This window comes from Corynebacterium sp. HMSC064E10 (assembly GCF_001812505.1).
Classification (GTDB): Bacteria; Actinomycetota; Actinomycetes; order Mycobacteriales; family Mycobacteriaceae; genus Corynebacterium; species Corynebacterium amycolatum.
Map to the genome: position 1 here is coordinate 381896 of NZ_KV809174.1, position 12739 is coordinate 394634.

The window sequence follows — 12739 nt, forward strand, 5'->3', positions numbered from 1 at the left end:
CAGTAGAGCGCCGCACTTTTTTACAGAGTGCTGACCGAAATGCTGTCACCCGCCGTGGCCTTAGCGCCCGGTCGGGGTGACTGCAATACGATGCGATCGTCATCGTTCGCAGAGCCGTCGATGTCGAGCTGAAGATGCTGTTTCTCCGCTTCACGACGTGCCTGCGCAACAGTTTTACCCAGCAGCTGCGGAACCTTCACTGCTCTGGACACGGTCAGCGTGACAGTCGCATCATTGGGGTTAACCAGACGACCTGCACTTGGTGAGACTGCGTCAACACGGCCGTAGTCGCGCGAGGAGGAGGATGCGTCCTTTACTTCGCTTACCTCAATGCCCTCGCGCTGCAGAATTTGACGAGCAGTATCCTCCGACTTGCCCACTACATTGGGCACTTCGATGCCGTTGTTAATGGTCAACGTCACAGAACTACCGCGTTCGAGGCCAGTGCCTTCCTCAGGAGACACGGAAAGAACCTCTTCCGGCTCAGCAGAGGAGGAAAACTCCGCCGATACCTCCCGGACTTCCAGCCCGGCCTTGCTCAACAGCTCACGAGCTTCATCCTCTTGAAGCCCCACGATCTTTGGCACCTTCACCGGTGCTGGACCCTGGGAGTAATGCACAGTCACAACTGAGCCAACTTCGACGGTCTGTCCTGGAGCAGGAACCGCAAAGACCAAGCCGCCCGTGGAGACATCATCGGAAAAGACGGGGTCTCCGACCTCTTCTTTCAACGTCCGCTTAGCTAGGGCAGCGCTGAACACTTCCTTTGAGTGGTTCGCGGGATATGCGGGCACAGTCGGGCGGCCAAGGCTGACCAGTACGCGAACATCATCACCGCGGACAACCCGCGCTCCAGCCAGAGGGTCCGAGCCAATAATCTGGGACACTGCGACATCGTTGTCGTAGCGCTCATCAACCACCGGTTCAAAGCCCGCCTCACTGATTGCGGTCATCGCCTGTGGTTGTGACAGCCCAGTGATAGAAGGCACTTCGCCGTAACGGCCAGAACCCAGCCACCATGCGCCAAGCCCCATGCCCAACGTGGCAACCAGGGCGATAATCAGCCACAATGCACATCCACGGCGCGTCCGCTGTCGGGTAGCTCGACGGCTCTTCGGCGTCTGAGTCTGAGCAGATCGCGGCTGCGGATGCTGCGGGTGCTGTGCGCCCTGAGTGTCCGGCGGCAGCGGATATTCCGGAGCACCCGGGACGTCGGCTGGTACGAGAGCTCCACCAGACGGCTCCGGGGATTCCCAGCCAGTGGGGTTGTACCCGTCATGGCGATCGAAAGTGCGTGTCCGCCCCGCATTCGGGTCGTCGAAATCATCGAAAATATTCGGTGGTCCCGGTGGTCGGGAAGAAACGGGGTTACCGGGTGCGTCCGTCGAGAAGCCATAGCCGTCGTTACCGAAGCGCTCGGGTGCCGTCTCTGCGGTGCCGTGTCGGTCATCGAAATGGTCGTTGCGCGGTCGGTGGAAGTCCTCTGTGAGCCCCTCCATGGCGGCAGCGTTGGCGGCTGCTGAATTTACGGGCGACGGCACGCGGAATGGGGGCAGCGCGAGCTTGTCCGCAATGTCTTCGAGGGCGTCACCGAATTCCTCGGCCGTCTCAAACCGATCCTCCGGCCTGCGGGAACAAGCGTGGGCGACCAACTCGTCGAACTCCTCGGGAACGCCGTCGATGAGCTCCGAGGGTGGCGGGACATCTTCGTTCAATCGCTTCATGGCAACGCCCAGTGAGGAATCGGCGATGAATGGAGTGGTGCCGGTAAGTAGCTCAAAGAGCAAAATACCCGCCGCATACACATCGGAGGCAGGGGAGATGGATTCACCCGTGACCTGCTCCGGAGCCAGATAAGCGACGGTGCCGACGATGACCGAGTTAGAGGTCACCTTGGCATCAGCGGCCGCGCGCACTAGACCGAAATCCGCCAGCTTCACCCGCCCGTCCGAAGCAATCAGCACATTTTCCGGCTTGATATCTCGGTGCACCATGCCGCGAGAATGCGCCACCGATAGAGCGCGCAGAACCGAGCGCATCACGACGGCAGCTGCATGCGGAGGCATCGGACCGCGCTGACGGAGCAGCTCGCGGAGGGTCCCCCCGTCGACGAATTCCATAATGAGGAACACATGTCCCGCCGGATCCGTGCCCTGGTCGTAGACGTTGACGAGCGACTCGTCATTGAGGTGCGCGACCGCGCGGGCCTCACGTTCGAAGCGGATGCGGAAAGACTCGTCGTCGACAAAACGCGGATCCATGACCTTTGCGGCCACCCTGCGATCGAGCCGCAAATCGGTGGCGCAGTACACGGTGCTCATGCCACCGTGTGCGATGGTGGCTCCGATACGGTAGCGACCATCGAGAATCTGCCCCTCGACAAGCTGCGACATAAACCAGCCTTCCCTGTTCCAATCAGTTGCTTCTAATAAGTATATGGGGACGTACCTACTGCAAGGCCAACGCGCTAAAGTGACCAGTGTGAGAAAGATTCCAACTTGCCACGATGTCCTGAGCGCCGACGAACCCACGCTCGCGCTGCCCGATGCCGCTGACCTCATTGGCGTCACCGTCACCCGAATTCACGCGTTGCTGCAGGAGGGTCGTCTTATTGCAGTCCACCGCGACGGCATTGCACAAATTCCCGCCCGCTTCTTTGAAGATGACGAGGTCGCGCGTTTTGTACCTGGCGCACTCGCATTGCTTGCCGACGGCGGCTATACGCGAGAAGAAACGCTGGAGTGGCTATTCACCGAAGATGATTCTCTGCCTGGGCGTCCGGTGGATGCCCTGCACGGTCACCTCGCTCGCGAAGTGATGCGCCGCGCACAGGCTATGGCTTTTTAGCTCGCGGAGGTCTTCAACGACCTGACAATTCTTGTCGTAATCGCCCGGCCACTGCTGTGAAAAGCAGTGGGAGGGCGATTTTTGCTTTTCGAGCGCGTCCTACGTGAGCGCGTTGCGCAAAGACGTTGTAGTTCATGCGCTCAATTTCGCCGAGAATATCAGAGTAGAGAATCTCCGCGGCACGGATAGCCTGACGCCCTGGCACCCCCAACATGTCCACGCCGCTGCTGGCTTCGGCATAGAGCGCGCGGTTGCGAGCGATGAAGTAGGCCAATGCCTGACGTACCGCCGGGGTCGTCTGTCCCGTGGCGGTGCAGTAGCCGATTTCCTCGGTACCCACTCCGAAGGCCTCCCACTCATTCAGCGGTAGGTAAATACGGCCACGGCGAAAATCCTCGGCGATGTCGCGGAGGAAATTTGTCACCTGAAAGGCTTTTCCCAGGCACTCTGCGTAGGGGGTGGCTTCCTCACAGGAGACCCCTGTGCGGGTGCCTAGGATGGGCATCATCTCAAGGCCGATGACTGCTGCGGAGCCCCACATATACGAGTCGAGCTGCTCCCATGTTTCAAAATGTGCAATATGGCAGGATGTGTCGGGCACGTCCATCAGCATGGAGTGAACAAAGTCCGCAGAGAGCTGTGGATCGATGTCGTAGTCGCGAAAAGTCTGTGCGGCCGCCGAGATGACGGCACGGTCGCGGTCGCGGTGGACGTCGTCAAGCGAACCGATGACGACAGCTGAGTGGAAAAGCTCGCTCAAGCGTGTGACCGTGGCTTCGATGTGCGTGGGCGAGCGGTCGGCATCGGCGGGGCAGTCGACGTAGTCATCGACAATGCGCGCCCAGGCGTAGAGAGACCACACCGCACGCTGTTGGCGGGGTGTCAAAAGCCTCGTGGCCAGGGAATACGTGCGGCCGTGGGAGGCCATAATATCGCGGCAGAGCTCGTAGGACTGTGGCAGCGCGATGGTCGAGAGAGGCTGTGGGGTGGGCATGGACAACTATGTGACCTCGGTCGACCGCGGCAGGGGCGCCGCCGTGGAATCCGTGTCTGCGGCGGTTTTATCGTCGCGCCACGGGTACTTCCAGCTGAATTTTCCAGTGGTCAGCCAGCTGACGGCCAACCAGCCGAGAACGGTGATGATAACCATCCAGGGCACGTCGTAGAAGCGGTGATTGCCGCCGCCGGCGAACGACAGTGACAGGATGAATGTGAACAACACGGTGCCTTGAATCACCCATCGTGGCGGGCGAATTGTTCCCATGGGAGTCAACAAGCTGGCGTAGTACCAGGGCAGTGCCACGGCATTAAAGACGCAGGCCACCACATAGGCGGCAATCATGCCAGCGACATTGTTACGAGGGGTGGATCGGAAGTAGAACCAGGAAATCACGAGCCCCACCAGCATGATGACAGAGGAGACCACGCGTGTGTGGCTGACGATGATGTTGAAACCGATGTCGTCGTTGAACCACGCCATGACGCCGGAGATCACACCAGCGACCGCTGACGGTGCTGCCAGTGGGTTAATCACCTTGGTATTGCCACTGATTTCGGAGATCCAGCCCCAGCTTGAACCGGTCAGCCAGGTCACCACTGCAAGCGTGCCGACGCAGACTGCGACCAACACGATGCCAACACCGGCAATCGCCGGAATCTTCCGCAGCATCTTATGAAGCGTGGTGATGGGCTCGCTCCTAGTCAGCACGATCCACACGACGAAGGGCAGCGCCAAGACAGCGGTGGCTTTCAGAGCGACGCCGATTCCGATGAGGACAGCAGCGATCAGACCACCCGGCAACCGCTCCATGCACAGTGCGGCGACGAGCGCCAAGCTGACCAAGCCGACCATCAGTGCTTCGTTGTGCATACCCGCAATCAGATGCAGTAGCACCAGTGGATTGAGCACTCCGAGCCACTGTGCGAAAGCCGGATTTGCTCCAAGCTCCCGGGCGATTCGCGGGATCGACCAGACAATGGCGGCGAAGCCCAGCAGGCACACCATGCGGTAGAGAATCACACCGACGGTGATGTTGTCGCCGACAATCCGCGTGATGACCTCGCCAATTCCCAGATGCAGCGGGCCATATGGGGTGGTGGTGTTCCGCCAGTCTGCGGATACCTCCAGCAGCATTGGCCCTGGATTGGCTGCAGCTCCCTCGGTGTAGGGATCAAACCCATCGCGGACCATTGCGCCCTGCATGAGATACGAATAGACATCGCGAGAGAACAGCGGTGCGGCCAGCGCGAGGGGGATTGTCCAGGTCAACAGGATTGAATTAAATCGGCGCAACGTGGACTCATCGCCGCCAGTGCTCGCTAGCGCCATAGCATCTGCTGTGGCTCCAGAAGGGGCAGAACCAGCCACAATGTCCCGGATAGTCCCCTTCGAGAACAGCAGTTCCCGCCCGATGCGCAGCCACGAGATAAGCAGCAGGGCGATACCTACCCAAATCACAATCTCACAGAAAATCTGACCGTGACCGTAGGTAATCCAGTCAAGTCCCAGAGCGTGGACAAGGCCGCCACGGTAGCGGTTCGCACCGGAACCGTAGGAGCCCAGAGCAATGAGGATGCCACCGTAGACACCCAGCTGAGCACTCCGCGATAAATTCATGTCAACCTAAACAATCGATACATTGCTGATGCATTAATCCTAGTTGGTCAGTGACCACCGGCAGACATCCGGGAGACATTCAGGAGCTAAGGCGTTTCAAACCGCTGTGCCGCAAGTCGTCCAGAAATCATGACCGTCGGCACGCCAACTCCCGGTACCGTCGTCGATCCTGCCAGCGTCAGATTCTTTGGCATCTTCGGAGAGAAGTTGCGGGGGCGGAATGGCCCCGTCTGTCGGAACAGATGCGCCAGCCCAAACGGCGAGCCAACGCCCATGTCACGTTCTTGCCACTGTTGAGGGGTATCGATCCGACCGACTCGCCACTTCGTAGAGATCCCGGTCAGTCCGCGCCGCTCCAGCTCAGCGGTTATGTTCGCGACGTAGTTCCCACCGATTCGCGACCAAATCAGATTGGCCGACTGCAAGTTGGGGCACGGCGCGAGCACGCTGACGGGCTCCCACTGCACGCCGTTCGCATCTGTGACGATACGCTCCGGCGCGCTCACCGCAGGCCGGGTGACCAGCAATGACGGGTCCGACATTAGCTTTCCATGACGCGGTGACGAGATTTCTTCAAAGGTCTCGTTCCACTTTTCGCCAAAGGAAATCAGGTGATGCCGTTTCGGCCACGTCGTCGTCTCCGAAACCGGAATCAGTCCGTGCGCCACCACCGCCGATGGGGAAAATCGAACCGGGAACAGCCGCCGCGCTCCTGTCCGCTTTACGACGCTCCGAAGGCCTCGCCGCTTCGATGAGCTACTGGCGGCAGAGGTAGTCGCGTCGTGAAGCCAGCTCTGCACCACAGGTAAATCGGTAGTAGCGATGACGGCATCGGCGGGACGCTCGCCAGTTGATGTGGTGATGGCGGAGACAAAGCCTGCCTCGTCGACTTTCAGTCCAGTGACTTCAACGCCGAAGTCGATGGTTCCGCCAGCTCGGCGGACGGCCTCGGCGAGCAGTTCGCTGACGGCGCCTATACCCGACCCGAATGCGGGGGAGTGTGGATAGTAAACCCCCATCGAGGTATCCATGTGGGAAATGCAGCCGTAGACCGCACGGGCCTTAGCAGGAGGTACACCTGCGTAAAGCGCCTGGAAGCTGAAAACGCGAGCGAGATCATTATCTCCGAGGAAGGCACGAATCTTAGGTTCGAGGGCGCCGAAGGCACCGAGTCGGAGGAGCGTAGTGAGGTCGCGAAGCGCGCCGGGCCCGGTGAATAGGTCCGTAACGCGGTCAAAGCTGCGGGACATGAAGTTGTCGAAGCAGGCATTGAAGAGACTTTGCAGCCACGTGCGGAGTTTGCGGTAGCCGGTGACGGTGGAGTCAGAGGCGCCGAAGCGGGCGAGCTCATCGGCCATCATGTCTTCGTTGGAAAACACGTCGAGCCCGCCGCGGGTGGCAAATTCCGCACGGTAGGTGGGCGTGATTGGGGAGGCCGAAAAACCCGGGTCGATATCGCGCGCGTAGAGGCCGACGGCGGCGAGGGCATCGTCGACAAGCGAGGGCATGGTCCATACAGTTGCGCCAGTGTCGAAGACTGCGGTGAGCGATTGCTCGTCGATGTCGACGGTGACGGGTTCACTGGCGCAGCGTCCGCCGACGAAACTTTCCCGCTCGACAACGGTGACATCGTAGCCATCGGCGATGGCGTAGAGCGCGGCGGTAAGTCCAGACAGACCTGCGCCGATAATCGTCAGTCGTGGTTTGGTGCCCTTATGAGGACGAGTGACCGCACGTCGCAGGCGCGGGGAATTACTGGGGGCACGAGTGGGGGAAGCAGCGGGCATGACTACGCAACACCTGGCCTAATGCTGACGAGCGGTGGCGCGAAGGCCCATAGCAATGAGGTTTTCGCGCGAGGTTGCAGGCAGGTCGGCATTCTCGATAGTGGTGAAAGCGCGGCTGGTCAGGCGGTCAATTTCACGTTCGACGGCATCGGCAGCGCCGGATTCAGCGATGAGATTGCGTAGCTCATCGATTTCTGCAGCAGACGAGACTGTTCCCAGGCGTTCATCGATAAAGCGGGCCTTTTCAGGTGCGGAATCTCGGTAGAGGCTTAAGGCCTGACCGACTAGGACAGTTCGCTTGCCCTCGCGGAGGTCATCGCCGGCGGGCTTGCCCGTGACTTCGGGATCGCCGAAAACGCCCAGCTGATCGTCGCGGAGCTGGAATGCCACACCGATGTCGCGGCCGAAGCTGCGGTAGGCCTCAACCAATTCCGCTGGCGCGCCGGCAATCGCGGCACCAATGTGGAGAGGCCGCTCGATCGTGTAGGCGGCGGTCTTGAACAGATTGATTTTCTCAGCGGTCTCGACGCGACTGTCCCGGCTGGCTTCGGCCGTGATATCGAGCAGTTGGCCGCCAAGTACTTCAGTGCGCATAGCCCGCCAGGGGACAAGTGCGCGGGTTAGTGCCTCCGAGCTGAGACCTGAAGAGTGCATCATGTCATCAGCCCAGGTCAAAGCGACATCGCCAATGAGAATTGCGGCCGAAATACCGAAGCGGTCGGCGGCTCCATTCCAGCTATTGGCCTCGTGCTTGGCCTCGAATACCTTGTGGATAGTCGGTGCGCCACGGCGCGTATCAGCGTCATCGATGATGTCGTCATGAATGAGTGCGCAGGCTTGAATGAGTTCCAGGGCACTCACCGCGTTCATCACAGCCTGGGAATCCTCTGCTGGGGAGAAACGGCCTTCGAGTCCGCCTGCTCCCAACCACCCCTGCCAGGCGAAGGCTGGACGCACGCGCTTGCCCCCATTGAGGACGAAGGAGTGGAGCGAATCTATGGCCTCGGTGTACACCGCATCGACCGACGCGACATCGTCGCCACGGCTTTTGAGGTAATTCTCCAGCGTTTTGGTAACAGCAGCTGGTACTTCGCGGGGCTGCAGCGCGGCCAAATCCAGTTCTTCGCTCATGTGAGCCTCTCGTCGATGACGGGTAATGCTGACTCAAGAATAGGACACCGCTTAGTATGAGTGACTATGTCCTCAACAATGCCACTGTCGCCAGGCCGCCAAGTGACGATCCGCCAGGCTCTTTCAATGCCGAGCGCGGGCAGTATTCCCTTCTCGGTCGAGTTCATGCCTCCGCGTGACGACGCGGCCGAGGAACGTCTTCTCCGAGCAGCTGAGGCTTTCCATGATCTTGGCGCCTCCTTTGCATCGGTGACATACGGCGCCGGTGGTTCTAGCCGCGACCGCACCCTGCGAATCGCCCAGCGCGTTTCGAAGCAGCCGCTTACAACGCTTGTGCACCTGACATTGGTAGAGCACACTGTCGACGAGCTGCGGGAAATCCTGCGTTCTTACCTCAGTGCGGGGCTGACAAATCTGCTCGTTCTACGTGGTGATCCGCCGGGAGACCCGCTTGGCCCTTGGATGGAGACCGAAGGTGGTCTGCACTACGCCAGCGAATTGATTGAGCTGATTAAGGCCGAATCGGAGTTCGAGAAGTTTGAAATCGGCATTGCGTCGTTTCCGGAGGGACACTACCGCTCGCCGGATTTGGACCATGACACGCAGTACACGCTGGCCAAGCTGCGCGCGGGAGCCGAATACTCGATTACGCAGATGTTCTTCGATATTGAGCACTACTTTCGCCTTCGAGACCGCCTGGCGGAAGCCGACCCAGTGCACGGTGTCAAGCCCATCATTCCGGGGCTGATGCCGATTACGTCGCTGCGCTCAGTGCGCAGGCAGGTTGAGCTCTCAGGGGCTCAGTTGCCATCCGATTTGGAGGAACGCCTGATTAAGGCAGCAGATGGTGACGAGCAGGCCAATAAGGATGAGATTCGCAAGATTGGTATCGAGTTTTCGACCAACATGGCAGAGCGTCTCATCGCCGAAGGCGTGCCGGGGCTGCACTTTATGACTATGAACTTCGCCCGCGCCTCCCAGGAGGTTTTGCACAACCTCGGCATGGCACCCGCATGGGGCACCGGCCAGGATATGCTGCGCGGCGGTTTTTAATTGCTAAAAGTCCTGCATGTCGCGGATTCTTCGCGCCCACAGGACGCCTAGTACTGAAGCCAGGACACCGGCGGCTGTGGTCACACCGGCAAACAAGAGGAATTGATTCCGCTTGGTGGATCCAGCCGGCGACGAAGCCCATACATTATGGTTCTCGCCACTGGCGAGCTGCCACTCCACCTTGTTCGGTTCGGTCTGGCGGCCATTGGAGTCAGTAACCTGCTCCGGGAACGCGACGACGAAATCAACCTTCGCGCCGGGCAGATGAGTCAAATCCATGTGACCGTTCATCGAAATCTTGCCGCCACCGGTACGGTCTAGGTCGATGTCTATGCGATCGTCGGAAAGCTGTCGGAGCGTATCGGTGAGTTCAATGAAGTGCAGCTCGTTGAACGAGACTTCCATCTTTCCCGTGGAGGAGTCGATTTCTCCCTGTGAGACGCGGTCGGAGAGATCTTCCGGCACTTGCCACTGCTCAAATTGGGAACGGACTTCCTCCGTGGGCGTTACGTGAATTGTGCCCGAGACCCTGTCGTCGCCGGAAATGGTAATGCCAGCCTGCGCGTCAAAGCAGCCGCTGAGCGGCAAGATGGCGGCAATCCCTGCCATTGCTGTGGCAATGCGCAGAGGCGAAAGCCGTCGACGTGGTGTGGAAGGTTCACTCGGTGATGATGTCACGGGGAAGATCTACTCCTAGAACTGCAAAGGGACGGGAGTCCCCTGTGAAATAAAAGTTCCTTAAAACATCCTTGAAGCCAAATTGGCGGTAGAGCTGCCATGCCCTATTGGCCTCATTCGGGTATTCCGGCGTTGACAACAGAACTCGCGTCTCTGGGCGGGAATCGACCAACTCGCGGAGCAGCCGTTTACCGAGTCCCCGCCCCTGAAAGCTGGGATGTATGTGAATCTCAGACAGTTCGGCGTAGTTGCCCAAGAGCTTGACGACGTCCGGTAGCGAGCGCCCGTCCATGAGCAGTCCATCTCTTACCTGGCGATACCACCAGTGCGTGTCCAATCCTGTGCGGCAGTAGCCGATGCCAACCAACCTGCAGCGCGGGTCGCGGAGAGCCTGGGCAGGGGAGAGCTCTTCGGGGTGAGCTATGGCTGCAGCAGCCATGAAGCCGGGTTGAGTGGTTTGCTTCTGCCATTCATGGAGACGACCGGGCAAGATCGCGGGGTTGTACTGCATCGCGGTGATGTAGAGAGCCACTGCTTCTTGCAGGCGGAGATTGAAGTCTCCTGCTGTCATCGGAACCACGCTGTATTTCACAGTGACCAGATTAGCGACTTAGACGAACTTAGTTGTGAGATTACTGCAATAACATCGAGTCGAACAGGTGTGCGAAACTATGTCTGGCGTAGTCCGGGGTTGGGGATAGATTGCAGTCAATCCCGCTAAGGGGAAGCGGAAAATCTGTGCTCATGTGAATGCTGTGTGAAAGGAGAAGCAGGGCGGTGGCAAGGTCGAACGTCGTGGAGTTTAGGGCGATTTCGCAGTCGGGTTCGGTCGCCCCGGTCGGTGTCTCAAAGCAATCGCTGGAGCTGCTGGGGCGGGCAGAGGCTCTGCTAGTGAATGCTCGGAATGCCGGCTCTGATGAGATGCTGGAGCTTTCCTACTGTGCGGCACTGCGCTGCGCAGGCGCGCTGTTGAATCGCGACGATGCATCGGCGGCTGGGGGTTCTGGCTCGGGCTCTCGTTCAGGCTCAGCAGTTAGGCGTCGTCGTTCGGCAACACAGAGTGCCTGGTTGCGTTTAAGGAAAGAGCAGCCCGAATTTGATAGCTGGGTCACCAAATTCGAGCAGTTCACCGCACTGCGTGAGGAAGTCCGGTTGGGTATTTCGCGTCGCATTGACTCGCGGCGGGCACAGGAGTTGTGGGATTTAAGTTGTGCATTCTTGGGGGCTGTCCGGGCCGAGCTGGGTGTTCTGTCCGCGGCTGCGTAAGCCGGTGGGAGCGTGTTAGAGCGTTGCTTTCCTAAATAAATGGGGGATTGTTGGGATTCATGGAACAATAGGGGTGAGTCACCCGTTGAAGGGGTAAGAATGAAGCTAACGGACGCCGCGTTAGCAGCAGGTGGCCTGTGATTAACTTTGCTGTATCGGCACTGTTAGTTGAAGGGTCGAGGCTCGCCAGTATCGCGGTGGGCAATGCTCAAGTAGGCGATGGAGGAATTGTGGGACTATCTGAGCACGAACAGCGGATGCTCGACGAAATCGAGTCTGCACTCTACGCTGAGGATCCTAAATTTAGTTCGACGATGGCCGGAAATGCGTTCAGCTTTCCGGAGGAAAACAGCGCACCCCGTGGGTTTTCGCTCCAGGTTTTTGCGCTCATGCTCCTTGGTCTGCTGATGCTGATTGGCGGCGTCGCTCTTTTCTCTGTAAGCAATTGGTTCATTGTGTTGTCGGTAGCCGGCTTTGGTCTTATGTTCGGTTCCGGCGTTTGGGCTCTGACCGGCGCCGGTAAGCAGGAGAAGTCTAGTTCTGCTTCGGGGCTGAACTTTGGAAAGTCTAAGTCTGGAGCGGCAAAGAGTCGTCGAGGAGCCTCGGGTGGTCGTGGTTCCTCTGGTGATTCCACGTTGGAATCACGTTTCCGTGGCCGCTTCGAGGGGCGTTAGGGGACAGGCCTCAAAGATAAAAAGTGAGGGCAAGCCAGTGGTGGCTTGCCCTCACTTTTTTGTTTTTCTAGACGCGAATCGTCTCCACAGGATCTCACCCACTTTGCCCCACCGCGAGTCCCCACTTTCCCCCACTTAGCCATTGGGGTGGAGGAATTCTTGTCTGCAGTCGTCGCCGGCATTCCTGAGAGTTTGGCTCCGGCGATACAAAGTTGCAGTTCAGCGGGCTAAGTCCGGCGACCAGGTTGAATCTGGATGGTTTTTAGTAGGTAAGTGGTGTGTATTGGGGTGTGGGCCGCCTGTTGTTAACTATGTGGTTGGTGTGGCGTCGTTACCTGTGGGGTTGCGGGTGGGTGACCCACTTTTTGTTCGCACTTTAATTGCCGAGGAGTTTCTTTAAAAGCCCATGTCAAGTGGGTTAAACCAGATGTCGCGGCGGTGGGGTTGCGCTGATATTGCGGCTATTTTTCTCCTTCTTGTGTTGATAGTGGCGGATAGTGGGGTAAAGTGGGGCGTGATGTTGATTGAGGTTGGTCAACATTGCAGAAGTGAATATCCGATTTGCGCTTAAAGTTTGGCGAGATTTTGGCACGGCGGGAAAAGCACGGCCCTCCGGCTCTGCTTGAAGGCAATGCCTAAATCCCTGAATTTGGTAAGCGTTTGTGCGTTGACATTGAGGTTGACAC

General features: G+C 58.9%; 11 protein-coding genes. 4 read left to right on the top strand and 7 right to left on the bottom strand.

Translation table 11 applies throughout. From position 1 onward, the window contains the following. Nucleotides 1–20 precede the first annotated feature (20 nt). On the bottom strand, nucleotides 21–2393 hold the full coding sequence (locus HMPREF2860_RS10010) for a Stk1 family PASTA domain-containing Ser/Thr kinase (RefSeq protein ID WP_070628873.1): 2373 nt from the start codon (nucleotides 2391–2393) through the stop codon (nucleotides 21–23). A gap of 79 nt (nucleotides 2394–2472) precedes the next feature. On the opposite strand from HMPREF2860_RS10010, the gene HMPREF2860_RS10015 reads away from it, so the two are divergent. Beyond that, the gene (locus HMPREF2860_RS10015; RefSeq protein ID WP_070628874.1) at nucleotides 2473–2847 is read left to right on the top strand and encodes an Rv2175c family DNA-binding protein; all 375 of its coding nucleotides are present in this window, start codon (nucleotides 2473–2475) and stop codon (nucleotides 2845–2847) included. Between the two features lie 13 nt (nucleotides 2848–2860). Here the strand turns inward: HMPREF2860_RS10015 and HMPREF2860_RS10020 are convergent, their stop codons facing one another. From HMPREF2860_RS10020 to HMPREF2860_RS10035, 4 genes are all read right to left on the bottom strand, one after another. Continuing rightward, complete coding sequence (locus HMPREF2860_RS10020) at nucleotides 2861–3841, bottom strand: phytoene/squalene synthase family protein (RefSeq protein ID WP_070628875.1); 981 nt, start codon at nucleotides 3839–3841, stop codon at nucleotides 2861–2863. A gap of 6 nt (nucleotides 3842–3847) precedes the next feature. Next, nucleotides 3848–5464, bottom strand: coding sequence for an alpha-(1->6)-mannopyranosyltransferase A (locus HMPREF2860_RS10025; protein WP_070628876.1), 1617 nt, complete (start codon nucleotides 5462–5464; stop codon nucleotides 3848–3850). Nucleotides 5465–5550: 86 nt separating this feature from the next. Then, entirely contained in the window at nucleotides 5551–7251 is a 1701-nt protein-coding gene (gene crtI / locus HMPREF2860_RS10030) for a phytoene desaturase family protein (protein WP_052155532.1), read from the bottom strand. An 18-nt stretch (nucleotides 7252–7269) separates the two neighbouring features. Then, nucleotides 7270–8382 carry a polyprenyl synthetase family protein gene (locus tag HMPREF2860_RS10035; RefSeq protein WP_070628877.1) on the bottom strand — a complete coding sequence of 371 codons (1113 nt, stop codon included), beginning with the start codon at nucleotides 8380–8382 and terminating at the stop codon, nucleotides 7270–7272. Between the two features lie 66 nt (nucleotides 8383–8448). Between HMPREF2860_RS10035 and metF the strand changes: the two genes are divergently transcribed. After that, the gene (gene metF, locus HMPREF2860_RS10040) at nucleotides 8449–9435 is read left to right on the top strand and encodes a methylenetetrahydrofolate reductase [NAD(P)H] (protein ID WP_070628878.1); all 987 of its coding nucleotides are present in this window, start codon (nucleotides 8449–8451) and stop codon (nucleotides 9433–9435) included. Nucleotides 9436–9438: 3 nt separating this feature from the next. On the opposite strand, the gene HMPREF2860_RS10045 is transcribed toward metF, so the two are convergent. Both HMPREF2860_RS10045 and HMPREF2860_RS10050 read right to left on the bottom strand, forming a co-directional pair. Continuing rightward, nucleotides 9439–10113: an LppM family (lipo)protein gene (locus tag HMPREF2860_RS10045; protein WP_049182148.1), complete on the bottom strand. Its 675-nt coding sequence runs from the start codon at nucleotides 10111–10113 to the stop codon at nucleotides 9439–9441. Then, nucleotides 10094–10684: a GNAT family N-acetyltransferase gene (locus HMPREF2860_RS10050; RefSeq protein WP_049182147.1), complete on the bottom strand. Its 591-nt coding sequence runs from the start codon at nucleotides 10682–10684 to the stop codon at nucleotides 10094–10096. Before HMPREF2860_RS10050 ends, HMPREF2860_RS10045 begins: the two co-directional genes overlap by 20 nt. Nucleotides 10685–10890: 206 nt before the next feature. Between HMPREF2860_RS10050 and HMPREF2860_RS10055 the strand changes: the two genes are divergently transcribed. Next, on the top strand, nucleotides 10891–11379 hold the full coding sequence (locus HMPREF2860_RS10055) for an SAV_6107 family HEPN domain-containing protein (RefSeq protein ID WP_049182145.1): 489 nt from the start codon (nucleotides 10891–10893) through the stop codon (nucleotides 11377–11379). Nucleotides 11380–11609: 230 nt separating this feature from the next. Next, complete coding sequence (locus tag HMPREF2860_RS10060; protein ID WP_070628941.1) at nucleotides 11610–12053, top strand: DUF3040 domain-containing protein; 444 nt, start codon at nucleotides 11610–11612, stop codon at nucleotides 12051–12053. Nucleotides 12054–12739 lie beyond the last annotated feature (686 nt).